At 73.6% G+C, this 25,840-nt stretch carries 26 protein-coding genes; 15 read left to right on the top strand and 11 right to left on the bottom strand.

Going from position 1 to position 25,840, the window contains the following annotated elements; translation table 11 throughout:
* Positions 1–210: 210 nt before the first annotated feature.
* The 5 genes from ACQPZA_RS19785 (at position 211) to ACQPZA_RS19765 (ending at position 6,225) form a co-directional block, all read left to right on the top strand.
* Positions 211–1,254 carry a CHRD domain-containing protein gene (locus ACQPZA_RS19785; protein ID WP_433272562.1) on the top strand — a complete coding sequence of 348 codons (1,044 nt, stop codon included), beginning with the start codon at positions 211–213 and terminating at the stop codon, positions 1,252–1,254.
* 68 nt (positions 1,255–1,322) lie between these two features.
* On the top strand, positions 1,323–3,131 hold the full coding sequence (gene aspS / locus ACQPZA_RS19780; protein WP_433272560.1) for an aspartate--tRNA ligase: 1,809 nt from the start codon (positions 1,323–1,325) through the stop codon (positions 3,129–3,131).
* Between the two features lie 40 nt (positions 3,132–3,171).
* The gene (locus tag ACQPZA_RS19775) at positions 3,172–4,113 is read left to right on the top strand and encodes a DUF389 domain-containing protein (protein WP_433272558.1); all 942 of its coding nucleotides are present in this window, start codon (positions 3,172–3,174) and stop codon (positions 4,111–4,113) included.
* A gap of 11 nt (positions 4,114–4,124) precedes the next feature.
* Positions 4,125–5,318: a hypothetical protein gene (locus ACQPZA_RS19770; protein WP_169399162.1), complete on the top strand. Its 1,194-nt coding sequence runs from the start codon at positions 4,125–4,127 to the stop codon at positions 5,316–5,318.
* Between the two features lie 106 nt (positions 5,319–5,424).
* Complete coding sequence (locus tag ACQPZA_RS19765) at positions 5,425–6,225, top strand: SGNH/GDSL hydrolase family protein (RefSeq protein WP_433272556.1); 801 nt, start codon at positions 5,425–5,427, stop codon at positions 6,223–6,225.
* Positions 6,226–6,263: 38 nt separating this feature from the next.
* Here the strand turns inward: ACQPZA_RS19765 and ACQPZA_RS19760 are convergent, their stop codons facing one another.
* The 4 genes from ACQPZA_RS19760 to ACQPZA_RS19745 form a co-directional block, all read right to left on the bottom strand.
* Entirely contained in the window at positions 6,264–6,491 is a 228-nt protein-coding gene (locus ACQPZA_RS19760) for a hypothetical protein (RefSeq protein WP_433272554.1), read from the bottom strand.
* A gap of 88 nt (positions 6,492–6,579) precedes the next feature.
* Positions 6,580–7,734 (bottom strand): aminotransferase class I/II-fold pyridoxal phosphate-dependent enzyme, encoded by a 1,155-nt coding sequence (locus ACQPZA_RS19755; protein WP_169398527.1) that lies wholly within the window; start codon positions 7,732–7,734, stop codon positions 6,580–6,582.
* The gene (locus ACQPZA_RS19750) at positions 7,734–8,225 is read right to left on the bottom strand and encodes an Lrp/AsnC family transcriptional regulator (protein ID WP_169398528.1); all 492 of its coding nucleotides are present in this window, start codon (positions 8,223–8,225) and stop codon (positions 7,734–7,736) included. Before ACQPZA_RS19750 ends, ACQPZA_RS19755 begins: the two co-directional genes overlap by 1 nt.
* A complete protein-coding gene (locus ACQPZA_RS19745; protein ID WP_433272551.1) occupies positions 8,159–9,421 on the bottom strand; it encodes a PLP-dependent aminotransferase family protein in 1,263 nt (420 codons plus the stop codon). Before ACQPZA_RS19745 ends, ACQPZA_RS19750 begins: the two co-directional genes overlap by 67 nt.
* 199 nt (positions 9,422–9,620) lie before the next feature.
* On the opposite strand from ACQPZA_RS19745, the gene ACQPZA_RS19740 reads away from it, so the two are divergent.
* Complete coding sequence (locus ACQPZA_RS19740) at positions 9,621–10,223, top strand: AAA family ATPase (protein WP_433272549.1); 603 nt, start codon at positions 9,621–9,623, stop codon at positions 10,221–10,223.
* A gap of 20 nt (positions 10,224–10,243) precedes the next feature.
* On the opposite strand, the gene ACQPZA_RS19735 is transcribed toward ACQPZA_RS19740, so the two are convergent.
* The gene (locus ACQPZA_RS19735; protein WP_433272547.1) at positions 10,244–11,152 is read right to left on the bottom strand and encodes a TIGR03619 family F420-dependent LLM class oxidoreductase; all 909 of its coding nucleotides are present in this window, start codon (positions 11,150–11,152) and stop codon (positions 10,244–10,246) included.
* Between the two features lie 54 nt (positions 11,153–11,206).
* Positions 11,207–11,764 (bottom strand): Uma2 family endonuclease, encoded by a 558-nt coding sequence (locus ACQPZA_RS19730; RefSeq protein ID WP_433272545.1) that lies wholly within the window; start codon positions 11,762–11,764, stop codon positions 11,207–11,209.
* A 94-nt stretch (positions 11,765–11,858) separates the two neighbouring features.
* Here ACQPZA_RS19730 and ACQPZA_RS19725 point away from each other — a divergent pair, with 94 nt between their 5' ends.
* Entirely contained in the window at positions 11,859–13,226 is a 1,368-nt protein-coding gene (locus tag ACQPZA_RS19725; RefSeq protein WP_433272543.1) for a replication-associated recombination protein A, read from the top strand.
* Positions 13,227–13,229: 3 nt separating this feature from the next.
* On the opposite strand, the gene ACQPZA_RS19720 is transcribed toward ACQPZA_RS19725, so the two are convergent.
* The gene (locus tag ACQPZA_RS19720; RefSeq protein WP_433272541.1) at positions 13,230–13,838 is read right to left on the bottom strand and encodes a TIGR03086 family metal-binding protein; all 609 of its coding nucleotides are present in this window, start codon (positions 13,836–13,838) and stop codon (positions 13,230–13,232) included.
* 53 nt (positions 13,839–13,891) lie between these two features.
* Between ACQPZA_RS19720 and ACQPZA_RS19715 the strand changes: the two genes are divergently transcribed.
* Positions 13,892–14,311, top strand: coding sequence for a MarR family winged helix-turn-helix transcriptional regulator (locus tag ACQPZA_RS19715; RefSeq protein ID WP_169398535.1), 420 nt, complete (start codon positions 13,892–13,894; stop codon positions 14,309–14,311).
* An 86-nt stretch (positions 14,312–14,397) separates the two neighbouring features.
* On the top strand, positions 14,398–16,560 hold the full coding sequence (locus tag ACQPZA_RS19710; protein WP_433272538.1) for an alpha-galactosidase: 2,163 nt from the start codon (positions 14,398–14,400) through the stop codon (positions 16,558–16,560).
* A gap of 9 nt (positions 16,561–16,569) precedes the next feature.
* Here ACQPZA_RS19710 and ACQPZA_RS19705 read toward each other — a convergent pair whose 3' ends face one another.
* The gene (locus ACQPZA_RS19705) at positions 16,570–17,742 is read right to left on the bottom strand and encodes an ROK family protein (RefSeq protein ID WP_433272535.1); all 1,173 of its coding nucleotides are present in this window, start codon (positions 17,740–17,742) and stop codon (positions 16,570–16,572) included.
* 28 nt (positions 17,743–17,770) lie between these two features.
* The gene (locus tag ACQPZA_RS19700; RefSeq protein WP_433272533.1) at positions 17,771–18,742 is read right to left on the bottom strand and encodes an LLM class flavin-dependent oxidoreductase; all 972 of its coding nucleotides are present in this window, start codon (positions 18,740–18,742) and stop codon (positions 17,771–17,773) included.
* An 86-nt stretch (positions 18,743–18,828) separates the two neighbouring features.
* Between ACQPZA_RS19700 and ACQPZA_RS19695 the strand changes: the two genes are divergently transcribed.
* Positions 18,829–19,596, top strand: coding sequence for a helix-turn-helix domain-containing protein (locus ACQPZA_RS19695; protein WP_433272531.1), 768 nt, complete (start codon positions 18,829–18,831; stop codon positions 19,594–19,596).
* A gap of 35 nt (positions 19,597–19,631) precedes the next feature.
* On the opposite strand, the gene ACQPZA_RS19690 is transcribed toward ACQPZA_RS19695, so the two are convergent.
* The gene (locus ACQPZA_RS19690) at positions 19,632–20,852 is read right to left on the bottom strand and encodes an arginine deiminase (protein ID WP_169398539.1); all 1,221 of its coding nucleotides are present in this window, start codon (positions 20,850–20,852) and stop codon (positions 19,632–19,634) included.
* A 200-nt stretch (positions 20,853–21,052) separates the two neighbouring features.
* Here ACQPZA_RS19690 and ddaH point away from each other — a divergent pair, with 200 nt between their 5' ends.
* Both ddaH and rocD read left to right on the top strand, forming a co-directional pair.
* A complete protein-coding gene (ddaH, locus tag ACQPZA_RS19685; protein WP_433272529.1) occupies positions 21,053–21,907 on the top strand; it encodes a dimethylargininase in 855 nt (284 codons plus the stop codon).
* On the top strand, positions 21,904–23,139 hold the full coding sequence (gene rocD, locus ACQPZA_RS19680; protein ID WP_433272527.1) for an ornithine--oxo-acid transaminase: 1,236 nt from the start codon (positions 21,904–21,906) through the stop codon (positions 23,137–23,139). The genes ddaH and rocD overlap by 4 nt, the downstream gene beginning before the upstream one ends.
* Before the next feature lie 27 nt (positions 23,140–23,166).
* Here the strand turns inward: rocD and ACQPZA_RS19675 are convergent, their stop codons facing one another.
* Entirely contained in the window at positions 23,167–23,859 is a 693-nt protein-coding gene (locus tag ACQPZA_RS19675) for a TetR/AcrR family transcriptional regulator (protein ID WP_433272525.1), read from the bottom strand.
* A 501-nt stretch (positions 23,860–24,360) separates the two neighbouring features.
* Between ACQPZA_RS19675 and shbA the strand changes: the two genes are divergently transcribed.
* The 3 genes from shbA (at position 24,361) to ACQPZA_RS19660 (ending at position 25,771) form a co-directional block, all read left to right on the top strand.
* Positions 24,361–24,954 (top strand): RNA polymerase sigma factor ShbA, encoded by a 594-nt coding sequence (gene shbA, locus ACQPZA_RS19670; RefSeq protein WP_169398551.1) that lies wholly within the window; start codon positions 24,361–24,363, stop codon positions 24,952–24,954.
* A 98-nt stretch (positions 24,955–25,052) separates the two neighbouring features.
* Positions 25,053–25,463, top strand: coding sequence for a DUF948 domain-containing protein (locus ACQPZA_RS19665; RefSeq protein ID WP_169398542.1), 411 nt, complete (start codon positions 25,053–25,055; stop codon positions 25,461–25,463).
* Positions 25,460–25,771: a hypothetical protein gene (locus ACQPZA_RS19660; RefSeq protein ID WP_169398543.1), complete on the top strand. Its 312-nt coding sequence runs from the start codon at positions 25,460–25,462 to the stop codon at positions 25,769–25,771. Before ACQPZA_RS19665 ends, ACQPZA_RS19660 begins: the two co-directional genes overlap by 4 nt.
* The last annotated feature ends 69 nt before the right edge of the window (positions 25,772–25,840 follow it).

The raw sequence follows: 25,840 nt of genomic DNA, 5'->3' as shown, positions 1-25,840 counted from the left end.
AGACCGGGTGCGGACGTTGGGAGTCCGTTTGCCGGGCGGCCCCGAAGTTCTCCCGACCATGATGCATCGCCATTCTCCGCGGCCTGCGGTCGAACCGGCGGGCATGACATTCGCCTCATGCCCATGGTTGACCTGTTCCGCCGTTCCCATCCGTGTGTGAGCCGACGACCGATGCACAGCGCAGCGGCTCGTGCGAATGGAGGACCAGGAATGAATCGCACCACGCGTCGGTGCACGCTGGGGACAGCCGCTGCAGGTACGGCGCTCGCCGGACTGGTGTTCGTGGGAGCGTGCGGCGTAGCCACCGCCCAGGTCACGCCCGCTGCGGCACGTGGCGGGCCGGCCGCATCCGCACCGATGCACATGCCGATGCAGACGTCCGCGGACTCGATCGGAAAATACGACCCGCAGAACCAGGGCGACGCGGTGTTCTTCGCGACCGAGATGCGGGGCAGCAACGAGGTGCCGAGCAAGGAACAACCGAATGGTGGCGACAAGAGTGGCAGCGGGACCTCGCTGGTCCGGATCCAGGGCGACCAGGTGTCGTACGCCTTCACCTGGACGGGCATCGGCACGCCGACCGCGGGCCACATCCACGAGGGGCCTGCGGGCGTGAACGGTGACGTCAAGATCCCGTTCTTCGCCTCGAAGCTGCCGGACGGGCGCAACTCGGTGATCGGCACGGTGACGGTGACCGACGCGAACCTCCTCGCGAGCATCAAGAGCCACCCCGAGCAGTTCTACGTCAACCTGCACACCAAGGACTTCCCGGGTGGCGCCGTCCGCGGTCAGCTGCACGCGCTGCCGGTGCAGGTGGACCTGCGGAGCGCGGTCAGTCATGACGAGAACCACCCGGTCGTCGAGGGCGACCAGATCTACACCTGCACGCGGCAGGACTCCGACGGTTCGTTCACGTTCACCCCGGACAACGTGAACACCTTGCTCAGCGGCGGCATCGAGCACACGTTCGTCAAGCCGGGCAAGTCCGGTCCGCCCCAGTGGGTGGCGCCCGACAAGTCCGCGGTCACCGGCAGGATCGTGACCACGATCACAGGCAGCCCCGGCGACATCCCCGAGCTGGTCCTCGCGGCGAAGCAGGAGGGCGCCTCCCAGGGTGAGCTCTCGGGCACCCGGGCCGTGCTGCGCCTGGACACGATCGGCGGCGTCGCCCCGGCCGGCACCTGCGACCCGATGACCCAGGCCGTCACCGCGGTGCCGTACTCGGCCGACTACCTGTTCATCAACTCGAAGTAGGTGAGCCGGCGCCCGGCCGGAGGAAACCTGCTGGCAGGCCGACCCGGGGTGGCGGATAGCCTCGACACGTGATGCGCACCCACCCCGCCGGCACGTTGCGTGCCGAGCACGCCGGACAGTCCGTGACCCTCGCCGGGTGGGTGGCCCGCCGCCGTGATCACGGCGGCGTGATCTTCATCGACCTCCGGGACTCCTCGGGTTCGGCCCAGGTGGTGTTCCGCGAGGGCGAGATGGCGGAGCGCGCCCACCGGCTGCGCGCCGAGTTCTGCGTACTGGTCACCGGCGAGGTCGTCCGCCGGCCTGCGGGCAACGAGAACCCGGAGCTCGCCACCGGCGAGATCGAGGTGACGGCCACCGAACTCACGGTGCTGTCCGAGTCGGCCCCGCTGCCGTTCCCGCTCGACGAGCACAGCGAGATCGGCGAGGAGATCCGGCTCAAGCACCGCTACCTCGACCTGCGCCGCAGCGGGCCGGCGGCGGCGTTGCGGCTGCGCAGCGAGGCCAACCGCATCGCGCGCACCGTGCTGCACGACCGCGAGTTCGTGGAGGTGGAGACCCCCACGCTCACCCGGTCGACGCCCGAGGGGGCCCGCGACTTCCTCGTGCCGGCCCGCCTGCGTCCCGGCTCCTGGTACGCCCTGCCGCAGAGCCCGCAGCTGTTCAAGCAGCTGCTGATGGTGGCGGGCACCGAGCGCTACTACCAGATCGCGCGGTGCTACCGCGACGAGGACTTCCGGGCCGACCGCCAGCCCGAGTTCACCCAGCTCGACATCGAGATGAGCTTCGTCGAGCAGGACGACGTGATCGAGCTCGGCGAGACGATCGTCGCCGCGCTGTGGTCGGAGCTCGCCGGGTACGAGATCCCGCGCCCCATCCCGCGGCTCACCTACGCCGACGCGATGGCCCGCTACGGCTCGGACAAGCCCGACCTGCGGTTCGGCGTCGAGCTCACCGACCTCACCGACTACTTCGCCGACACCGCGTTCCGCGTGTTCCAGGCGCCGTACGTCGGTGCCGTCGTGATGCCGGGCGGGGCGAGCCAGCCGCGCAAGCAGCTCGACGCCTGGCAGGAGTGGGCGAAGCAGCGGGGCGCCCGTGGCCTCGCCTACGTGCTGGTGGACGACGACGGGTCCGCGAGCGAGCGGGGTCCGGTCGTCAAGAACCTCTCCGAGGCCGAGCGCGAGGGCCTCGCGAAGGCCGTGGGCGCCGAGCCGGGCGACGCGATCTTCTTCGCCGCCGGGCACCCGGCCGACGCGCGCGAGCTGCTCGGCGCCGCCCGTGGCGAGATCGCCCGCCGCTGCGGTCTCGTCGACGAGAGCGCCTGGTCCTTCGTGTGGGTCGTCGACGCGCCGATGTTCGAACGGATCCGGGACGACAAGGGCAACGAGCTCGGCTGGACGGCGGTGCACCACCCGTTCACCTCGCCCAACGCGGAGTGGATGGACCGCTTCGAGGAGGCGCCCGACCAGGCGCTCGCCTACGCCTACGACATCGTCTGCAACGGCAACGAGATCGGTGGCGGCTCGATCCGTATCCACCGCTCCGACGTGCAGGAGCGGGTGTTCGCCCTCCTCGGCATGGACGAGGCACAGCAGCGGGAGAAGTTCGGCTTCCTGCTCGACGCGTTCCAGTTCGGCCCGCCGCCGCACGGCGGCATCGCGTTCGGCTGGGACCGCACCTGCATGCTGCTGGCGCACTCCGACACGATCCGCGACGTCATCGCCTTCCCGAAGTCGGGTGGCGGTTTCGACCCGCTGACCTCGGCACCCGCGCCGATCACGCCGGAGCAGCGCAAGGAGGCGGGTGTCGACGCGCAGCCGCCGAAGGCGCCCGCCGCCGCGTCCCCGGCCGCCGACGAGCCGCCGACGAAGCTCTGAGCGCGCCGCCGTCCGCCCAGCAGCCGCGGGGAGCGCGTTCGTGCTGCACATGAGGGTGATCTCGCCGGAGGCGCAGACCGGCGAGGTCCGGGATCTGCTCCTCGACGAGCCCGGCGCCACCCACGTCACCGTCCTGCCCGGCGTCGCGCTGCAGCCCGCCGGCGACGTCGTCGAGGCCGACGTGACGCGCGAGTCGGTCGACGCGCTGCTCAACGCCTTGTGCGAGCTGGGTATCGACCGTTCGGGTGGCGTCACGCTGGAGGCGATCGACACCTCCCTGTCGGACGCGTCCGACGCCGCCGAGAAGGCCGCGCCGGGCGACCCGTCGGACGCCGTGATCTGGGACGAGCTGGTGGCGCGCACGGGTGAGGAGTCACGCCTGTCCGTGAGCTTCCAGGCGTTCCTGACGATCGCGTGCCTGCTGGCGGCGATCGGCATCATCACGGACTCGCCGGTGACGGTGGTGGGAGCGATGGTGCTCGGTCCGGAGTTCGGGCCGCTGGCCGCGATCGCCGTGGGCGCGGTACTGCGCCGGGCGGACCTGCTGCGTCGCGGCGGGCTGGCGCTCGCCGCGGGCTTCCCGCTGGCCATGGTGATCACCGCGCTGGCCGCTGTGGCGTTCGACGCGACCGGTCTGCTGTCCACCGCGACCCTCGACGATGCCACCCAGGTGGACTTCATCTACCAGGTCGGCCCGTTCTCGTTCATCGTGGCGCTGCTCGCCGGCGCCGCGGGGATGCTCGCGCTGACCTCGGCCAAGTCCGCGTCACTGGTCGGGGTGTTCATCTCCGTCACCACCGTGCCCGCCGCGGCGTACGCGTCGACCGCCCTCGTGGAGGGCCGCTACGCGGAGGCCGCCGGGTCCGCGCTGCAGCTACTGGTGAACCTCGTGGGCATCGTCGTGGCCGCGGGGGCCGTGCTGCTCCTCTCGCGCCGGACAGCCGGCCGCGAACGGGTCATCCGCCGGTTGTCGGCGGGGTAGGGTCACGAACGATGGTTCAGGACCTGGGCAGCTTCCCCAGGCCGGTACTCGCCGCGCTCACTGCTGCCGAACGGCTGCTCACTCGCCGATCAGGGGCCGGCATAGTACTGGCCGACCCTGAGGATCTCGGGGGAAGCGATCGTTCGGTGGTGGCGCGCGCCCGCGTGGCCCGCAACCCGTTCTCGCTGCCGCGCACGCTCGTCGTCAAGCACTATCTCGGCCGTCCGGACCCGGACCGTCCCGACCCGTTCCACTACGAGGTGGCGAGCTGCCAGCTCTTCACCGCGCTGCCCGCCGACTCCCGCCCCAGCCCGGTGCTGATCGCGCACGACCCGCAGGCCCGGCTGCTGGTGCTCGAGGACCTCGGCCGCAGCTCCACGCTGGCCGACAAGCTGTTCGGTCCCGACCCCGCCGCCGCCCAGCGCTGCCTCCTGAGCTGGGCCAGGGCTCTGGGCCGGATGCAGGCGGCCACGGCGGGCCGGGAGAACGACTTCGGGGCGCTGCTGCGCAGGCTCGGGGAGCGGGCGTGGCGCGACCCGATGGCGGAGGACGCGCGGGTCGCGCTCGCCGGGGTCGCGGGGCTGCTGGAGCAGCAGCTCGGGGTGGTGGTGCCGGAAGCGGCGACCGTGGAGGCCTACGAGACCGCACGCCTGCTCGGTGGCACCCGCTACCGCGCGTTCAGCCCGTCCGACACGTGTCCGGACAACAACCTCGTCACCAGCCGCGGGGTCCGGTTCGTCGACTTCGAATGGGGCTGCTTCCGCGACGTCGCGCTCGACGCGGCCTACTTCCGCGTGCCCTTCCCCGGCTGCGAGGCGAGCTTCGCGCTCCCGCCGGGAATGGCCGAGTCGATGCTCGAGGCGTGGCGCAACGAGATCGCCGCCGTCTGGCCGGACCTCGACGAGCCCGAGCGGCTCGACCGCAGGCTGCTGCACGCGCAGCTGCTCTGGGTGTGGCTGTGCACCTGGTGGCTGCTGCCGCGCATCAGCGTGCGGGACAAGCCCGTGGGCCAGGACGCCACCCGGTCCCCGCGGATCAGCACCGCGCTGGGGCACTACTGGCGGGAGATGGCCCGCAGCGCCGCGGCCGGTGGCCTGCCTGCGACGGCCGAGCTGGGCACGGCGGTGGCAGACGCGCTGGGCAGACGGTTCCCGGACGCCCCCGGTTCACTGCCGGTGTTCCCGGCCTTCCGGTCGGTGGCCTGAGGCGGGGGAGACCCTGCTGGTCAGGGCACCGATCGTTCCCTCAGCTGCCCACAGCGCGTCATCCGGCGCACACCCCTGGTGAGCCGACGTCGGTGATCGTGTCAGCGTGACTCTGCAGCCCGTGCTCGCGCCGGTCGCGACCCGTCCGGTCTCCACGTTGGTGACGCTGGGCGACTCCACCTCGGTGGGGCTCGGCGACCCGGCCCCGGGCGGCGGGTGGCGGGGCTTCCCGGTGCTGCTGCGCGACGCCCTCGGTGGGCCGGCGCTGGTCAACCTCGGCCGCACGGGCGCCCGCATGGCCTGCGTGCGCCACGAGCAGCTCCCGACGGCGCTGGCCGCCGCTCCGGACGTCGTGGTGCTGTCGGTCGGGATGAACGACACCCTGCGCTCGGACTTCGACCCCGCGACCATGCACGAGGACTGCGCCGCGATCGTCACCGCGGTGCGGGACGCGGGGGCGCACGTGCTGATGGTGCGCTACCACGACCACACCAGGGTCTTCCCGCTCCCGGCACCGCTGCGCCTCGCTCTGCACCGGCGCATCGACGCCGTCAACGCCGTCACCGATGCGGTCGCGGCGACCGACCCGTCGGGGATCGGGGTGCTGGATCTGGACGTGTTGCCCGGCGGCTACGAGCGGTCGGCATGGTCGGTCGACCGGTTGCACCCCTCCGAGCTCGGGCATCGGATGCTTGCTGCGGGGTTCGCGGCCCTGCTGGCCGCGGCCGGCTTCGCGGTGCCGCAGGCGGTGAGCCTCGAGTGCGCCGGTGGACGCGAGGTGACGGCGGCGCAGCGTACGGCGTGGCTGGTGGTGAAGGGTGTGCCCTGGCTGGTGCGCCGCGGCCACGACCTCGGACCGGTGATCCTGCAGGGGCTCGTCGGCGAGCTGGTGCGGGCGGCCCGCTGACCCCGGAGCCGGCCTCCCGACCCGGGCGGGCGAGGTGGTCAGGCCGCGGGGCGCAGCGGGGTGGGGGCGACCGGGGCGGTGGGGGAGGCCACGGCGAGCATGGCCTCGATGCGCCACAGCTGGGCCCGCGTGCAGGTGGGGCAGATCCAGGTGATGGATCCGTCGTGTTCGTGCTGGCTGCTCCAGGCGACGCCGGTGGCATCGGCGGGTGTTCGCAGGCGGGCGCAGAGCGGGCAGTGACGATTCTCGATGCGGCGAGGCTCCATGCCCCACGATTCTGGCGGACCCAGTTTGCCGGGCCGTGAACCCGGCGCAACGGATGCGGTGCGTGGAGGTCCGACTACCGGGTGTCCGTCAGAGTGAGCCCAGGAACCGGTCGATCCGCACCAACGCCTCCTCCAGCAGGGGCAACGCCGTGGCGTAGGAGCAGCGCACGTGTCCCTCGCCGGACGGGCCGAACACGCTGCCGGGCACCACCGCCACCCGTTCGGTGCGCAGCAGCTGTTCGGCGAAGGTCTCCGAGTCGAGGCCGGACCGGCGGATCGAGGGGAACGCGTAGAACGCGCCACCGGGCTCGGGACAGTCGAGGCCGATCTCGCGCAGACCCTTCACGAACACCCGGCGACGGCGGTCGTAGTCGGCGACCATCGACTGCACGGCGTCGTCCGGCCCGGACAGGGCCTCCACGGCCGCGAGCTGTGAGACGTGCGGCGCGCACAGCATCGTGTACTGGTGCACGCGCACGCAGAGCTCGGCGACGGGCCGCGGCGCGCAGATCCAGCCGACCCGCCAGCCCGTCATGGCGTGGGCCTTCGAGAACCCCCCGAGCAGCACCGTGCGCTCGCGGGCGCCGGGCAGCGTGCCGAGGCAGGTGTGGCCACCGCTGTAGGTCAGCCGGTCGTAGATCTCGTCGGAGACCAGGTAGAGGTCGTGCTGCTCGGCGAGCCGGACCAGTGCCTCCAGCGCGGCGCGGGGCTGTACGGCGCCGGTCGGGTTGGCGGGCGAGCCGATGAGGATCGCCTTGGTCCGCGGGGTGATCGCTGCCGCGACGACCTCGGCGTCGACCGCGAAGCCGTCCTCCCAGCGGGTCGGCACCCGCACCGGGACGCCGCCGGCGAACGCGACGCACGGCTCGTACGCCACGTAGCAGGGCTCGGGCACGATCACCTCGTCGCCCGGGTTGAGCAGCACCCGCAGCGCGAGGTCGAGGCCCTCGGAGACCCCCGTGGTGATCAGGCACTCGCCGTCCGGCACGTAGTCGGCGCCGTACCGGGAGGCCAGATCGGCGCAGATGAGCTCCCGCAGCTGCAGCAGGCCCGCGTTGGACGTGTAGGTGGTGAACCCGTTCTCCAGGGCGTAGATCCCCGCCTCCCGCACGCGCCACGGCGTCACGAAGTCGGGCTCGCCGACACCGAGGGAGATCACGTCGTCCATCTCGGCGGCGATGTCGAAGAACCGCCGGATGCCCGACGGCGGGCAGGCCGCGATGACGCCGTTGAGCTCCTTCATCAGGGCGTCACCGGTAGCCGATGGTCCTGCTCCGGCAGGGTGAACGCGTCGCCGTCGCGCTTGTAGGTCTTGAGCACGAAGTGGGTGGCCGTGGCCTGCACGCGGTCGATCGTCGAGAGCTTCTGCGAGACGAAGTCCGAGACCGCGCGGATGGTGCGCCCGGTCACCGTGCAGCGCAGGTCGTGGCTGCCGGACACGAGGTGGACGCTGCGGACCTCGTCGAACCGGGCGATCCGCGCGGCCACGTCGTCGAACCCCACGCCACGGGCAGGTGCCAGCGACACGTCGATGAACGCGGTGACCGTCTCGCTCGTCGGGTCGTCGTCGACGGCGTCCCAGTCGACCACCGCCTTGTAGCGGCGGATCGCGCCCGACGCCTCCCAGGTGGCGATCGCCTCGCTCACCTCGGCGACCGGCAGGCCGGTCATGGTCGCGATGGTGTCATGGGAGAGCTGGGCGTCGCGCTCCAGCAGTTCGAGGATCTGACGCACGGCTCGACCCTACGTCGCACTGCCGCCTGCTCGCGCCACGTACCGGCCAGCCGGCCCACGGCGGTGTGCAGCAGCGGAGGCGGGTTCGAGGCGAAGCAGAGGCGCGCGGCGCCGTCCAGCCGCCGGGTGACCGCGAAGGCCTCGCCCGGCACGAACCCCACGCCGCCCCGCAGAGCGTGCGGGAGCAGCTCGGCCGGCCGGGTGCCGTCGGTGAACTCCAGCCAGCAGAACATGCCGCCCGTGGGGACGGAGCAGGTGACGGCGTCCCCGAACGCCTCCCGGACGGCGTCGGTGAGCGCGCCCGCCCGCTCGCGCAGCGCGGTGCGCAGCATGCCCAGGTGCCCGTCGAACCAGTGCGTGTCGGCGAGCAGCTCCGCCGCGACGGCGTGGGTGAGCGTGGAGCCGCAGAGGTCGCTGCACTGCTTGAGCCGCTCGACCGCGGCCAGCAGTGCTGCCGGGCCGGTCAGCCAGCCGACCCGCAGCGCGGGCGCGAGGACCTTCGACACGCTCCCCAGCCGGACGACGCGCTCGCCGTGGGCGGCCACCGGCACCGGGGGCGGACCGTCGAAGGCGAGCAGGCCGTAGGGGTCGTCCTCCACCACGAGGAAGCCGTACCGGTCGGCGAGCGCGGCCAGCCGGGCGCGGCGGTCCCCGCTGAGCGTCACCCCGCGCGGGTTGTGGAAGCTGCTGACGGTGTGGACGAGCCGGGGGCGCAGGCCTGCGGCCAGCAGCCCGGCGAGCGCGTCGACGTCCATCCCGCCGTCGTCGACGGGCACTGCGTGCAGCGTCGCGCCTGCGGCCTGGAACACCTGGAGGGCGCCGACGTACACCGGGTCCTCGACGACCACCGCGTCGCCGGGGTCGAGCGTCGTACGCGCGACGAGGTCGAGGGCCTGCTGCGAGCCGGTGGTCACCACGATCTCGGTGGGGATGAGAGCCCTCCCGAGCCGCGCGCCCTCCGTGCCCGCGAGAACCTCCCGCAGCCGCCGCAGCCCGACGGTCTCGCCGTACTGCAGGGTCGCGGGATCGCCTGCCGCGGTCGCCAGCGCGGCGGCGATCCGCTCCCGGGGGAGCAGGTCGGTGCCGGGCAGGCCGCCGGCGAGCGAGATGACGTCGTCGCGCGCGGTGAGCGCGAGAAGGTCGCGGATGGCCGACCCGCGCACGTCGCGCAGCCGGGCGGAGAGGTGGACGGTCACGGGGATCTCGCCTTCTGGCGTGGACACGGGGACGGATGTGGTCGTCCCTGGATCAGCAGGGCGAGACGGGCGGCAGGCCCCGGTTGCGGGCCCGGCCCTCCGACAGCGTGCCCGACCTTCCTGCGATCCGGAACCCGGTTCCCAGTCAATGGGAGGGGTCGGACGATCGTGACCAACCCGCCGGGATACGGTCAGGCGCATGCTGCTGTGGATCAACGGCCCGTTCGGCGGCGGCAAGACCCAGACGGCGTACGAGCTGCGCCGACGGCTGCCCGGCAGCATCGTGTGCGACCCCGAGCACGTCGGTTTCGGGTTGCACCGCACGATGCCGCCCGCGCTCCGCGGCGACTTCCAGGATCTCTCCGCCTGGCGCCACGGCGTGCGCGAGGTGCTGGGCATCGTGCTCCGCAAGCACGACGGTCCGGTCATCGCGCCGATGACCCTCGTGCACCCGCTCTACTTCGCCGAGGTCGTCGGCCGGCTGCGCGAGGACGGCCACGAGGTGCGCCATTTCGCGCTGCTCGCCGAGCGCGGCACCGTGCTGCGGCGGCTGCGGGAGCGGGGGCTCGGCCGCGGGCTGAAGCGGGAGAGCTTCGCCGTCCGCCGGCTCGACGACTGCCTGGAGCGGCTCCGGGAGCCGGAGTTCGCCGAGCACATCCACACCGACCAGCTGCCGATCGCGCAGGTCGCCGAGCACATCGCGGGCTCCGCGGGGCTGCCGATCGCCCCGAACACCGACAGCCCGCTGCGCGGCCGGCTCCGGCGGTACGCGACGGGACTGCGGCACGTCCGCTTCGAGTGATACCGCCGGACGAGCCTGCGTCAGCGGTCGAGCCGCCTGCGGAGGTCGGCGAGGGTGTCGAGAGTGGTCTCGGGGGGCGCGGCGACCTGCAGCACGAGATGCCCGACCCCCAGCTCGGCCACCCGGCGGGCGTCCTGCGCCCACTGCTCGACCGTGCCGCGGAACAGCGGACGGCCCTCGCCGGCGTCCTGGTCGGGCACGGCGTCACCGCGCAGCACGACCGGCAACGCGGCGGGGTCCCGGCCTGCCTCGGCCGCCGCGGCGCGGAAGACGGCGAGGTCGGCAGCCAGCTCGTCGAGATCGGTGCGGTAGGGATGCAGCCCGTCGGCGAGCCACGCCGCCCGCCGGATCCCGGCCGCGGTGCTGTAGCCGAGCAGGACGGGGATCGCCGCGCGGCCGAACGGCTTCGGCCCGACGTCCGAGGGCGCCACCGGGTGGGCGCCGCCGGGGATCTCGACGGGGTTGGGGCCCCAGACGGCACGCAGTGCCGCGAGATGCTCCTCGAGGCGACGTCCGGTGCTGCCCGCTGGCGTTCCCGCCGCAGCGAACTCCTCGCGCATCCAGCCGGGGGCCAGGCCGGCGACCACCCGCCCGTGGGAGAGCTGGTCGACGGTGGCGAGGCGGCGGGCGAGCAGCACCGGCGGCTGCAGCAGCGCCAGCACCGCGCTGGTGCCCAGCCGGACGCTGCGGGTGAGCGCGGCGAGGTGGGCGAGGACGTCGATGGGGTCGAGGACGCACGCGTAGCCCTCGGGCGGCAGCTCGACCGGCACGGGCACGCCGGGCATCGTGACGGCGCCGCGCGGGCGCAGCCAGCGGTCCATCACCCAGACCGAGTGCAGACCGGCCGCCTCCGCGCCTGTCGCCAGCCGCACCAGGTCCTCGGTGACCACGGTGCGGCCGGCGTTGGGCAGTGCGACTCCGAGTTCCATGCCGTGACGTTCCATGCCCTGACGACGAACGGCGCTCGCGGGGATCGACACCGGTCAGCGGCGGGTGAGCGCGTCGAGGTCGACGGTGACGCGATGGCCGGCGACGTCGAGCTCGGCCGTGCCGGTGTGCTCGCCGGACAGCTCGTAGTCGCCGTCGACCAGCACGTACGCGGTGAGGCTGGTGTGCTCGCCCAGATCGACGATCCAGTACTGCGGGATGCCGGCGTCGGCGTACTCGGAGAACTTCAGCACCCGGTCGACGCGGCGGGTGCCGTCGGACAGCACCTCGGCGGCGAGCAGTACGTCGGCGGCCGGAAGCCGGGGCGGGTTGTGCTCCACGATATGGCTCCGGGTGACGCTGACGTCGGGCACACGCACCGTCGGCGGACTGGCGGAAGCCACCACCTCGACCTCCGTCAGGGCCGTGAGCGCCGGCGGCAGTTGCTCGTCGACGCGATACCCCAGTCGCATGACTGCTCGCTGGTGCCATGACAGCGGCATCGGAGACATCACGACAAGACCCTCCGCGAGCTCGAGCCGTACGCCCTCGGCCTCCGGCAGCGCGTCCCACTCTTCGAGCGTGAGGAAATGGTTCGGCCACGAGAGAGTCATCGCCTTCTCCTTCCGACGACGGCATGGTCGCACGCTGTACCGACATCTCCGGGCGATTCGGTGGATCCCACGCCGCAGTGGCACGCTGATGGCGATGAGCACCGAGGCAGACGGGCTGTTCGAGCTGGACGAACCGGAGCCGGCCGCTGCGGGCGGGTCCCCGGCCGAGCCGGCTCGCGCCACGGCGCCGCTCGCCGTCCGGATGCGTCCCCGCACACTCGACGAGGTGGTCGGGCAGGCCCACCTGCTGCGGCCCGGTGCCCCGCTCCGGCGCCTCGTGGAAGGCGGAGCGGCTGCCTCCGTGCTGCTCTACGGGCCGCCCGGCACCGGCAAGACCACCATCGCGCGGCTGCTGGCCGGCGTGGGCAGCCGGCATTTCGTCGCGCTCTCGGCGCTCTCGTCGGGGGTCAAGGAGCTGCGGGCGGTGATCGACGACGCCCGCAGGCGCCGCGACCGGCTCGACCAGCAGACGGTCCTGTTCATCGACGAGGTGCACCGCTTCTCCAAGACCCAGCAGGACGCGCTGCTCGGTGCCGTGGAGGACCGGCTGGTGCTGCTCGTGGCCGCCACCACGGAGAACCCGTCGTTCTCGGTGGTGTCCCCGCTGCTCTCGCGCTCGCTGGTGCTGCAGCTGCAGTCGCTCACCGACGACGACGTGCGGTCGCTGCTGCGCCGCGCCGTGGCCGACCCGCGCGGGCTCGGCGCCGCCGTCGAGCTGACGCCCGACGCGGAGAACGCGCTGGTGCGGCTCGCGTCCGGCGACGCCCGCCGCGCCCTCACGGCGCTCGAGGCGGCGGCCGACGGGGTCGCCGGTACCGGCGCCACCGAGATCGACGTGCCCGCCGTCGAGCGGGCGGTCACCGAGGCCACGGTCCGCTACGACCGCCAGGGCGACCAGCACTACGACGTGATCAGCGCGTTCATCAAGTCGATCCGCGGCTCCGACCCCGACGCCGCGCTCCACTACCTCGCCCGGATGCTGGTGGCGGGGGAGGACCCGCGGTTCATCGCGCGGCGGCTGATGGTGCACGCCAGCGAGGACGTCGGGCTCGCCGACCCCACGGCGCTGCCGGCGGCTGTGGCCGCGGCGCAGGTGGTGGCGCTCGTGGGGCTCCCGGAGTGCCGGCTCGCGCTGGCCCAGGTCACCGTGCACCTGGCCACCGCGCCGAAGTCCAACGCCGTGATCACGGGCATCGACGAGGCGATGGCCGACGTCCGGGCCGGGGCCACCGGCGCCGTCCCGGCGCACCTGCGCGACGGCCACTACGCCGGGGCCCAGAAGCTCGGCAACGCCGTGGGCTACCGCTACCCGCACGGCACGCCCGAGGGGGTGCTGGAGCAGCAGTACCCGCCCGACGAGCTGGTCGGGCGCGACTACTACCGCCCCACGGGCCGGGGCGGCGAGCGGGTGCTGGCCGAGCGCCTCCCGAAGCTGCGCCGGGCCGTCCGCGGCGAGGGCTGACCCCTACGACCGGCGGCGGGCCGGGGACCAGGCCGGGTCGCGGCCGAGCAGGGTGAGGGTGCGGTCCCAGGCGTCCGTCGCTCCGCTCGTCAGCGCGGGGGCGAACGGTGACCCGGGCTGCTCGCGGAAGGCGCCGGTCGGCACGCTTTCGGCCACCGTGAGGCCGGCGGCGACGAGGTCGTCGTCGTAGTCGGGGGCGAGCCCGAGCGAGGCGGCGACGTCCCAGCCGTGCACGAGCGTGTCGATCAGGTGGAAGCCGGCGACCTGCTCCAGCGGGAACCGGTTGCGGAACTCCGGTAGCCACACGGTGCCGGCCGGGTCGGCAGCGGCCTCGGCGAAGGCACCCGTGACCGTGGCCAGCGCCGCGGCGGCGGCCACGGCGGGCTCGGCCCCCAGCGGGCGCGGAGCGAACGCCGCGACGTCGACGTCGGTCCCGTTCCCGGCGCGCACGGCCGCCGCGAACCCGTGGTCCTGGCCGGTCATGTGCTCCAGCAGGGCCCGCAGGTCCCAGCCGGTGCAGGGAGTGGGAACGCCGAGGTCGACCGGCCGGACCCGGGCGAGAACCGGTGCGACGGCGGCAGCGGCTCGGCGATGCAGGTCGATGATCTCCATCGGGCGACTATCTACCGAGGTAGACGATCGGTCAAGCGCTATCGTCGCGCGACATGGAGCAGCGCCACGACCTCGGGGCCGCGTTCGCCCGCCTGACGCGGGTGATGATCGAGGCCGAGACGCCGGTGCTGCGTGCTCACGGCGTCGAGATGTGGGACTACGCGGTGCTCGGCGCTCTCGAGGAGGGGGCGGCGCCGACGCAGTCGGAGCTCGCCGCCGCCGTCGGGCGGGACAAGACGCGGCTCATCCCGATCCTCGACCGGCTGGAGGCGCGGGGGCTGCTGGGGCGTACCCCGGACCCGGCCGACCGGCGCAACCGCGTCGTCGCGCTCACCGAGGAGGGGCGTGCGGTGGTGCGGTCTTGCCGGGCGGGGATCCGCGAGGTGGAGGCCGAGATGCTCGCAGCCGTCGATCCCGGGGAGCGCGCCGTGTTCGTCTCCGTCCTCGAGCGCCTGGCCGACGCTGCTCGCTAGGGAGCGGTCGGACGGCCCTTTGACCCCCACTAACTTCTGTCGTAAAACATATCCGCAGCAACATCACGACGACGCGCGGAGCCGCCATGTCCCCGAACCCTGCCGCCCCCGTCCACCTGAGGGCGGCGGGGGTGAGCGTCGTCCTCGCCACGGACGGGCGCCTGCCCGCGGTGCTGCACTGGGGGCCCGACCTCGGTGAGCTGGACGCCTCCGACCTGTCGGCGATCGCCACCGCCGCGGTCCCCGGCACCGTGCCCAACGATCTCGACGAGGGGGCGCGCGTCGGCATCCTGCCCGAGCAGGCGAGCGGGTGGCTCGGCCGCCCGGGGCTTGCGGGGCACCGCGCCGGGGGCGCCTGGTCGCCGCTCTTCGCCCTCGTCGCGTTCGACCCCGAGCCCGCTCCGGAGGGTGGTGGGCGGGTTCGGGCGGTCGGCCGCGACGACGGGGCGGGTCTCGAGGTCCGGCTCGACATCGAGCTGCTGGCCTCGGGCCTGCTGCGCCAGCGGGCCACGGTGGTGGTGGCGGAGGGAGCGGCAGCGGAGCCGTTCGTCGTCGACGGCCTCGCCGTCGCGCTCCCGGTGCCGCCGGTGGCCACCGAGCTGTTCGACCTGGCCGGACGCTGGGGCCGGGAGCGGGCCCCGCAGCGCGCGCCGTTCGTCGTCGGGGTGCATGCGCGGGAGAACCGGCGCGGCCGCACCGGACCGGACGCCCCGTTGATCCTCGCCGCGGGCACCGCGGGCTTCGGCTTCCGCGACGGCGAGGTGTGGGCGATGCACGTCGCCTGGAGCGGCAACCACGTGTCCTACGCCGAGCGGCTGTCCACCGGGGCCGCGGTGCTCGCCGGCGGTGAGCTGCTGCTGCCCGGCGAGATCGCGCTCGTGCCCGGCGAGCAGTACGCCGGCCCGTGGGTCTACGCCGCGTACGGCCGGGGGCTCGACGGCGTCGCCGCCCGCTTCCACACGCACCTGCGCTCCCGGCCGCAGCATCCGCGCACCCCCCGCCCGGTCGTGCTCAACACCTGGGAGGCCGTCTACTTCGATCACGACCTCGACCGGCTCATCGAGCTCGCCCGGGCCGGGGCCGACGTCGGCGCCGAGCGCTACGTGCTCGACGACGGCTGGTTCCGCCGCCGCCGCGACGACAAGGCAGGCCTGGGCGACTGGTACGTCGACGAGGACGTCTGGCCGCGGGGCCTGCATCCGCTGGTGGACGAGGTACGGCGACTGGGAATGCAGTTCGGGTTGTGGGTCGAGCCGGAGATGGTCAACCCCGACTCCGACCTCGCCCGTGCCCACCCGGACTGGATCCTCGCGACCGGTGGGCGCCAACCGCTGCTCTCCCGGTCGCAGCAGGTGCTCGACCTCGCCCGCCCCGAGGTGTCCGCCTACCTCCTGGAGCGGCTCGACGCGCTGCTCACCGAGTACCCGATCGCCTACCTCAAGTGGGACCACAACCGCGACCTGCTCGACGCCGGCCACGGGCCGCTGGGCACGCCCGGCGTCCACGCCCAGACCGCAGCGGTGTACCGGCTGATCGACGAGCTGCGCGCCCGGCACCCGGACGTCGAGATCGAGTCCTGCTCGTCGGGGGGCCTGCGCATCGACCTGGAGATCCTGGAGCGCACCGACCGGGTCTGGGGCAGCGACAACATCGACCCGCTCGAACGCCAGCAGATCCAGCGCTACACCGGCCAGCTGCTGCCGCCCGAGCTCGTCGGGTCGCACGTCGGGTCGCCGCGCTCGCACTCCACGGCCCGCACCCACGACCTGTCGTTCCGGGCCGGGACGGCGCTGTTCGGCTCGTTCGGGATCGAGTGGGACATCACCCGAGCGAGCCCGGAGGAGCGCACGGAGCTGGCCGCGTGGGTGCAGCTCTACAAGGACGTCCGCGGCCTGCTGCACACCGGCACGCTGGTGCGCGCCGACCAGCACGACCCCTCCTTCGCCCTGCACGGTGTGGTGGCGCCCGACCGGAGCTCCGCCCTGTTCTCGCTGGTCCAGCTGGCCACGCCGCTGACCTCCGTGCCGGGCGCCCTGCGCCTGCCCGGCCTCGACCCCGACCGGCGCTACCGCGTGCGGCCACAGCCGCCGGGCGCCGCGCCTGCGCTGCGGCAGCGGCGGCCTCCCGGGTGGCTCGCCGAGGGGGTGGAGCTGCCCGGCCGGGTGCTCGGCGAGGTGGGCCTGCGGGCCCCGGCGCTCAACCCGGAGCAGCTGCTGGTGCTGCGCGCGGAGGCGGTGGACGCCCGGTGAGCGCCGGCCTCAGGCAGGCGCGACGGGCCCCAGCACGTGCGCCTGCACGGCCACGGCGGCTGCCCCGCGTGCCCACTCGGTGAACGGGAACGGCCGCACCTCCACCCGGACCGGTGGTCCCATCGGGTCCTGGCTCTCCTGCAGCGCGGCGTCCAGCTCGGCCCGGGCGATCTCGACCGCGCCGATGCCGTCGCCGGTGAGGATCACGAGCTCGGGGTCGACGAGATCGGCGATGCCGGCGACGAGCAGGCCGAGAGCCCGGCCGGCGTCCGTGACGGCGCGCCGGGCCGCCGGCTGCCCGGCCCGGGCGAGCTCCAGCACCTCGTCGTAGGTCACCGGACGGCCCAGTGCCTGGCCGACGGCGGCCGTGATCGCCCCCGACGTCAGGACGGCCGTGGCGCATCCGCGGTGCCCCTCGGCGCAGATCGCCCAGCCCGGCAGCGGCCGGTGCCCGACCGACCCGCCCGCCCCGTGCGCGCCCTCGACCAGCCGGTCGTGGACGACGATCCCGCAGCCCACTCCGACGCCGATCGTCACGACGGCGAGCGAGTGCAGCCCCCGGCCTGCGCCGAACCAGTGCTCGGACACGGTGAGCGCCCGCACGTCGTTCTCCACGACGGTGGGCAGGCCGGTCGCCGCCAGCAGCCGCTGCGCCAGCGGCACCGTCTCCTGCCAGCCGAGGAAAGGCGCACTCGTGACGTCACGGCGCTCCGCCACCCGCCCGCCGATGCCGATGCCGAGCCCGGCCATCTCGCCGTGCTCCTCGCGCAACCGGGCGACGACGCCGGCCACCGCGTCCACCACGGCCGCGGGCGCGCGCCCGGGCAGCGGCGTCTCGTGCTCGGCGACGACGGCGGCGCGCAGGTCGGTGACCACGGCGAACAGCGCGTCACCGGTGATCTTGACGCCGATGAACCGGCGGGAGGAGGGCCGCACGTCCAACGGGAGCGAGGGACGCCCGGTGCGGGCGTGGAGGTCGCTGGTGCCCTCGGCCAGCAGCCCGGAGTCCACCAGCGGGCGGGTGAGCCGCGTGAGCGAGCCGGGCGAGAGCCCGAGCCGGCGGGCCAGCTCGGCGCGGGGGAGCGGGCCGTGGCGCAGCACCTCCACCGCGACGCGCTGCTGGCTGCCGTCGAGCGAGGTCCAGTCGCCGGCGACCCCGGTTTCTTCCGCCGCGGAACTCACGCGCGGACACTACCGCCCGTGCCCCTCGTCAGGGCCTCGACGACACCACCGGGTCTCGTACGCCGAGCAGCAGGTCGGCGAGCCGGTCGAGCTGGTCGCGCTGCCCATCGAGGCCGGGCGCGGCGATGCGCAGGATGATGTGGCGGGCGCCGGCCTCGACGAACCGGCTGAGCCCTGCGGCCACGTGCTCGGGCGATCCCGCCACGATCGTCTGGATCCGTTCGATCACGTCGAGGGGAAGCCCGTAGTTCTCCCGGCAGAACTCGTCGACGGCGCGCAGCCCCGATGGCACGTCGGGCGCCAGCAGCACCGTCGCGAACAGCGCCGGGGTGATCGCGTCCCGCGGCCGTCCCGCTGCCAGTGCCGCGGTGCTGATGTCGGCGAGACCGGCGGCGTAGGTCGCCGGTTGCGGCGGGTAGGGCAGCCAGCCGTCGTAATGACGCCCGGTCCGGGCCAGCGCGGCGGGAGTCGCCCCGGCGAGCCAGATGGGCGGGCCACCGCTGCGGTACGGGCGGGTGCCCGCCGGGATGTCGGCGAGGCGCAGCACGTCGCCGGTGAACGAGGTGGTTCCCTCGGCGCCCCAGAGCTGCCGCCAGAGCGCCACCGTGTCGTCGAGCCGGGCGAACCGGCGCGGCCACGGCACCTCGGACGCCGCGTACTCCGGCTCGGAGCGTCCGGGGAAACCGGCTCCGACGCCGAGCACGAGGCGTCCGCCCGCCAGGAGGTCGAGCGATGCGATCGCCTTGGCGGCCTGTACGGGGCGCCGGAAAGCGGGCAGCAGCGCCGCGGTGCCGAGAGTCACCCGCTCGGTCCTCGCCGCGACCGCGGCGAGGACCGTCAGCGGGTCGATGTGGGCTCCGAGAAGCGTGTCGTTGGCCCAGACCGAGTCGTAGCCCGCCCGCTCTGCCCGGACCGCCAGATCCACCAGCTCTCGCGGGTCCGCACCCGCCCACTGCTCCGCCTTGAGCGGCAGCAGCACACCTATCCGAACGAGATCCATGCCGCAGAGGCTCTGCCCGACGGTGCGCAGCGGCAATTCCCCCGGGGGAATGGCTGGACGGGGTGATCGAGGGCTAGGAACACCCTGTGAACTTTCCGGCCGCGCTCCGCGAGCGCCGTACCCGGCTGCGGGTCAGCCAGCTGGACCTGGCCCTGCGCGCCGGGACGACGCAGCGGCACGTCAGCTTCATGGAGAGCGGCCGCTCGGCGCCCGGCAGGGCGATGGTCGTGCGGCTCGCGGAGTCGATGGAACTGCCCCTGCGCGACCGCAACGCGCTGCTGCTCGCGGCCGGCTTCGCACCCGCCTACCCCGAGACCGGCCTCGACGAGCCCGGCCTCGCCCCGGTGCGCGACGCCCTGCGGTCCGTGCTCGAGGGCCATCGGCCCTACCCGGCGATCGTCGTGGACCGCCACGGCGACCTCGTCGCGGCGAACGCGCCGTTCGGGCTGCTCACCGAAGGGGTCTCCGCCGACCTGCTGGCACCGCCCGCCAACGCCTATCGCGTTGCCCTGCACCCTGAGGGGCTCGCCCCCCGGATCGTCAACCTCGCCGAGTGGGCCCGGCACGTCCTCGAGCGGCTGGACCAGGCACTGGAACGCGGGCCCGACGAGCGCCTGGCCGCCCTGCGCGCCGAGCTCGGGTCGTACGTGCCGCCGGCTGCCGTCGGCCCGGACCACCTGGGCTTCGCCGTGCCGCTGCGGCTGCGCTCCGACCTGGGCGAGCTACGGCTCATCACGACCGTGACGACCTTCGCGACCGCCGTGGACGTCACGCTCGCGGAGCTGAAGCTCGAGGCGTTCCTGCCTGCTGACGCGGCCACCGCCCAGGCCCTGACCGAGGCGGCGGCCTGCTGAGCGGCGCGGCGGACCGGGCCTGCCGGACAGCCGCGTCAGACGGCGTCGCGCACGATCGGGCAGCTCATGCAGCGGGGCCCGCCGCGGCCGCGGCCCAGCTCGCCGCCGGGGATGTCGAGCACCTCGATGCCGTGGCGGCGCAGGAACCGGTTGGTCGTGACGTTGCGCTCGTAGGTCACCACCACCCCGGGGGCCACGGCGAGCGCGTTGCACCCGTCGTCCCACTGCTCGCGGGCGGCGGCGTGCACGTCCTGCTCGGGGGTCAGCACCCGGACCGACGCCAGCCCGAGCGCGGCGGCGATGGCCTCGTGCATCTCCTCGGCCGGATGGTCGGTGAGGTCGAGCTCCTTCTCCGAGTCACCGGGCCGCACCGTGTACGCGGGCAGCCTGCCCAGCCCCGAGTACTCCACGAACGTCTCCGGGTCGACCATCGTCATCACGGTGTCGAGGTGCATGAACGCGCGCTGCTTCGGCATCCGCAGCGCGACGATCCGGTCGACCTGACCGCCGGCGAACAGGCGCTTGGCCAGCCGCTCGACGCCCGCCGGGGTGGTCCGCTCCGAGATCCCGATCAGCAGCGCCCCGCCGCCGAGCACGTGCATGTCCCCGCCCTCGGTGGTGGCCGGCCCGTTCACGGAGCCGTCCGACCAGATCGCGTAGTCGGAGCGGGTGAACAGCGGATGCCACCGGTACACGGCCTCGTAGTGCACGGTCTCGCGCATGCGGGCCTTCTTGCGCATGCTGTTGATCGACACGCCGCCGTGGATCCAGGCCGAGGTGTCGCGGGTGTAGAGGTGGTTGGGCAGCGGCTCGAGCACGAAGTCGTCGGGATCGAGCACGTGGAAGGCGATCGAACGGGGCTCCTCGATCCGGTCCAGCACCTCGCGCTTGGTGATCCCGCCGATCAGGTGGTCGGTGAGGGCGTCGACGTCCATCGCGTCGAAGCAGTTACGCAGCGCGTCGATCGCGAGCGGCCCGTACACCCGGTCGTCGAAGATCCGGTCGAGGATGTACTTGCGCGCCTCCGGGATCTCCACCGTGGTGCGCAGCAGCTCACCGAACAGGTGCACCGTGATGTCGCGCTCCCGCAGCAGGGCCGCGAACCGGTCGTGCTCCTCCTGCGCCCTGGCCACCCACAGCACGTCGTCGAACAGCAGGCGGTCCTTGTTGCCGGGGGTCAGTCGCTTCAGCTCCAGGCCGGGACGGTGCAGGATCACCTGGTGCAGGCGCCCGACCTCGGAATCCACGCGGTACATGCGTTCATCCTGCACCGCGCGTCGCCGCCGTCGTGACGACGAGCCGCGCGCAACGAATCACCGCGCCGGGTGGCTCGCGCGCAGGAATCCGCCGCTGACGGGCAACGCATCGCGATTGTCCGCCACTGCGGCCGTTCCTAGCCTGGTGAACGTCCCGGTCCCGTCGCCGCGGCCACCCTGCCACTTCGTGGAGCGAGCCCGTGACCAGCGTCCTGACCCGGCCCATCGGTTCCGCCGGGCGCACCGCGTCCCGCCGGCACTACCTCATGTGCCCACCGGTGCACTTCGCCGTCGAGTACGCGATCAACCCGTGGATGCACCCGGGCGTCCCCGTCGACCGCGGGCTGGCACTGGCCCAGTGGGACGCCCTGCGCCGGACCTACCTCGGCCTCGGCCACCGGGTCGACCTGCTCGAACCCGTACCGGGGCTGCCCGACATGGTCTACGCGGCCAACGGCGCCACCGTCGCCGGCGGGGTCGTGCTCGGCGCCCGGTTCCGGCACGGCGAGCGCGCCGCGGAGGCCGTCGCGCACCGGGAGTGGTTCCACGCGGCCGGGTTCCCGCGCGTCGTCGAGCCGCAGTTCGTGAACGAGGGGGAGGGCGACCTGCTCGTGGTCGACCCGGGCCCAGGCGGCGTGGTGCTGGCCGGCACGGGCTTCCGCACCGATCCGCGCGCCCATGCGGAGGCGGCCGCCGTGCTCGGCAGGCCGGTGGTGTCGCTGGAGCTGGTGGACCCGCGCTACTACCACCTCGACACGGCGGTCGCCGTGCTCGACGCAGCGACGATCGCCTGGCTGCCCGAGGCGTTCACGCCCGCGTCGCAGGCGGTGCTGCGCGAGCGGTTCCCCGATGCGCTCGTCGCCGACGTGGGTGACGCCGCGGTGCTCGGCCTCAACGCCGTCAGCGACGGGCGCCACGTCGTCCTGCCCGCCCCGGCCACCCGGCTCGCCGCGGCCATCGCCGAGCGCGGCTTCACACCCGTTCCGGTGGCCATGCCCGAGCTGCTCAAGGGGGGCGGTGGACCCAAGTGCTGCACGCTGGAGGTACGCGCATGACGACCATCGAGACCGGCCAGGCGACCGCGCACCACGAGCGCCTCGTGGACGAGTACTCGGCGCACAACTACCACCCCCTGCCGGTGGTGGTCGCCGAGGCGGCCGGGGCGTGGGTCACCGACGTCGAGGGCCGCCGCTACCTGGACTGCCTGGCGGGCTACTCCGCGCTGAACTTCGGGCACGGCCATCCCGCGCTCGTCGCGGCGGCCCACCGCCAGCTCGACCGCGTGACGCTCACCAGCCGGGCCTTCGGCAACGACCAGCTCGGGCCGTTCTGCGCCGAGCTCGCCGCGCTCGTGGGCAAGCAGCAGGTCCTGCCGATGAACACGGGCGCGGAGGCGGTGGAGAGCGGGCTCAAGGTCGCGCGCAAGTGGGGCTACGAGGTGAAGGGCGTGCCCGAGGACCGGGCGCGCATCGTCGTGGCGGCCGGCGGCTTCCACGGCCGCACGATCAGCATCGTGGGCTTCTCCACCGACCCGGACGCGCGCGGCGGGTTCGGGCCGTTCACCCCGGGCTTCGACGTGGTCCCCTACGGCGACCCGCACGCGTTGCGCGCGGCGATCACCCCCGACACGGTCGCGGTGCTGATCGAGCCCGTGCAGGGCGAGGCGGGCGTCGTCGTCCCGCCAGCGGGGTACCTGGCGGCGGTCCGCGAGATCTGCGACCGGGCCGGCGTCCTGTTCGTCGCAGACGAGGTGCAGTCCGGCCTCGGCCGCACCGGGCACGTGCTCGCCACCCGGGGCGCGGGCGTCGACGCCGACGTGTACCTGCTCGGCAAGGCGCTCGGCGGCGGGATCGTGCCGCTGTCGGCCGTGGTCGCCGACGCCGCGGTGCTCGGGGTGCTGCGACCGGGCCAGCACGGGAGCACGTTCGGCGGCAACCCGCTGGCCTGCGCTGTGGGGAGGGCCGTGATCGAGCTGCTGAGCGACACCGGTCCGCGGGGGATGCTCGCTGCGGCGGCGCGGCTGGGCGAGGTCGCGGCGGACCGGCTGGCGCCGCTCGTGGGCCACGGGGTGGTGGCCGTGCGCCGCAGCGGGCTGTGGGCCGGGATCGACGTCGACCCCCGGCTGGGCAGTGGCCGGGACGTGGCGGAGCGGCTGGTCTCCCGCGGCGTCCTGGTCAAGGACACCCACGGCTCGACGATCCGGCTCTCGCCCCCGCTCGTGGTCACCGACGACGAGGTGGCACTCGCCGTGGACGCACTGGCCGGGGTGCTCGCGGAGCTGCCCTGACCGGCTCCGGCGATGCCGACCTCACCATCAGATCAGGTCGCGAAAGGGTCTTCCGTCGACCCCTGCGTCGGCGAGCAGCTCCGGGCGGAGCATCCCGAACATCACGGTCAGCAACATCTCGCACGTGACCGCAGGCTGCTCGTGCGGCCGGTTGATGCTCCGGATCAGCAGCATGTTGACGATCAGGCTGCCCACCTCGTGCGGGCTGGGGAACCGGCGCAGCTCGCCGCTGTCCTGCCCGTGCTCGACGAGCACCTGGATCGAGGCGGGGATGGGGGCGAGGGTGCGGGGGTCGATGTCGTCCGACGGGTCGGCAGGCCCCCCGACCCGTATCGTGTAGTCCTGGACGGCCGACCAGAACGCCGCGGTGAGCGGCCGGTAGCGGAAGGTGATCCGCGTCAGGGCTTTCACCTGGTCACGCAGGGCGTCGACCATCGGGCGCCCGGCCGCTATGTCCCGCTCGGCCTCCAGTCGGAGGGGCTGGATCAGGGGGCTGTAGACGTGGCCGAGCAGCGCGTGCTTGGAAGGGAAGTGGTTGTATGCGGTGGCCGCACTCACACCGGCGGCTGACGCGATGTCCTCCATCCTCGCGTTCGCCCAGCCGTGTGAAGCGAACGCCACATCGGCGGCATCCAGTAGCGCCCGGCGGGTGCGGAAGCGCTTCGTCCGTGCGGCGCGGACCCGTGGATCGTCCGGACGAGGGGAGTCGATGGAAGGCATTGATCGTAGAGTAACCAACCATTGGTCGAAGTTCTCTTGACTCCAACTTGGGTGTCACCCAAACTGCGTACTTGAAGGTAGAACGACTTCGATCACCTCGCTGGGCACGGCAGGTGACACGGGGGTAGGAGGGGCGGGGCCGGACGTCGGCGCGGCTGTCGGGGGACAGCAGGTATCTGCCGCAATGTTCGGTTCCTCCTGAGAACGACCGCCACACGCCCCGACGGTGGGCCGGCGGTACACGCGTCACACCGGTGGAGGTCGCCGGTGCAGGGAGGGGACCCTAGCGATGTACAGGCCTGTAGAGCGCAAAGACGCTGTAAACACAGGTAGAGCCCGATGAGCGCCCTTGCGGTGGCCATCGACGTGACCGAGCTGTCCGGTGTCGTTCCGACCCAGCGCGGCCCGATCGACGCGGGCCGGGTGCCCGACGGGCCCGGCGCCGGGCGACCGGAATCCGGCGGGGCGGGCGGGCCGGAGGGCGGCTCCCCACAGGAGGAGATGACCGAGCCGGCGCTGCTGGACGCGCTGGTGGCCGACGCCGTCGCCGGGGAACCGCGGGCACGCGACCGGCTGCTCGGCGCGATCCATCCACTCGTGCTGCGGTACTGCCGCGGGCGTCTCGGCCGTCAGGAGACGGTCATCGGGTCGGCCGACGACATCGCGCAGGAGGTGTGCCTGGCTGTCGTCAACGCGCTTCCCGGCTACACGATCCGGGGCCTGTCGTTCCGGGCGTTCGTGTACGGCATCGCGGCCCACAAGGTGACCGACGCGTTCCGCGCCATCAGTCGCAACCGGGCGGAGCCGATGGCCGACCTGCCCGACAGTCCGGTCGTGTACGACGGGCCGGAGCACCACCTGCTCGCCAGCGAGCTCACCGAGCGGCTCGGCAGCCTGTTGTGCCATCTCACCCCGCGTCAGCGCGAGGTGCTGGTGCTGCGCATCGCGGTCGGGATGAGCGCCGAGGAGACGGCGCAGGCCGTCGGCTCCACACCCGGCGCCGTCCGCGTCACCCAGCATCGCGCGCTCAACCGGCTGCGCCGGATCCTGGCCGGTCTCTTCGTCGGGGAGGTGGACGAACCGGACGAGCGGTGACCCCCTGACGCACCAGCCCTCCGGATCCCGGCGAACCGCCGGGGGGTAGCCTGTCGGCGATCAACTTCCGGTCGGGTGGGTATGGAGGAGGCGTCGTCGTGTCGGCTGGCCAGATCGCGGCACTGATCGCCGCCGGGGCCTTCGTGGTGCTCGTGCTGCTGCTGGCCGTGCCGCTGCTGAAGCTGTCCCGCACGCTCGACGAGGCCACCATCGCGATCCGCAAGGCCCACGAGGGCAGCGCGCCGCTGCTGGACAACGCGCAGACCACCCTGCACCAGGTCAACACGCAGCTGGAGCGGGTCGACGGCATCACGTCCAGCGCCCGTGCGGTCACGAGCAACGTCTCCGTGCTCACGTCGCTGTTCACCGCCACCCTGGGTGGCCCGCTCGTGCGCGCCGCCGCGTTCTCCTACGGCCTGAACAAGGCCGTCAAGGCGCGGCGGGCCGGGCGTGACGCCGGTGCCCACTCGATGCGCACCCGCCCCGGACGGCGGAAGGGCCGGCGGTGAGAAGGCTGTTCTGGCTGGGCCTCGGGCTCGCCGCGGGGGCTTACGCCACCCGGCGGGCCACCGCCGCGGCGCACAACCTCACCCCGGCAGGCGTCGGGGCCAACATCGCCGACGGCCTGCGCGAGGTGGGGGCGGGCCTCGGTGCCTTCGGGGCCGAGGTGCGTGCGGGGATGATCGACCGGGAGCGGGAGCTCACCGCGCTCGTCGAACGTCGCACCGGTGGTGGGCTGCCGACCCTCGGCGACGCGTTCGCCGACCCGCAGCCCGTCGTGCGCCAGGGGGCACGAGCGCGCGGGGCAGGGGAGTAGCGGCGCACCAGCGCCCTCCCCTGCCGAACCGCACCCTCGCCCGTGGGGGAGACTTGTCGTAGGCCTTCC

It is taken from the genome of Pseudonocardia xinjiangensis, assembly GCF_050948425.1.
Taxonomy (GTDB): Bacteria; Actinomycetota; Actinomycetes; order Mycobacteriales; family Pseudonocardiaceae; genus Pseudonocardia; species Pseudonocardia xinjiangensis.
The sequence above is the reverse complement of the archived record's forward strand: the minus strand, read 5'-3'. Positions and strand labels throughout refer to the sequence as shown.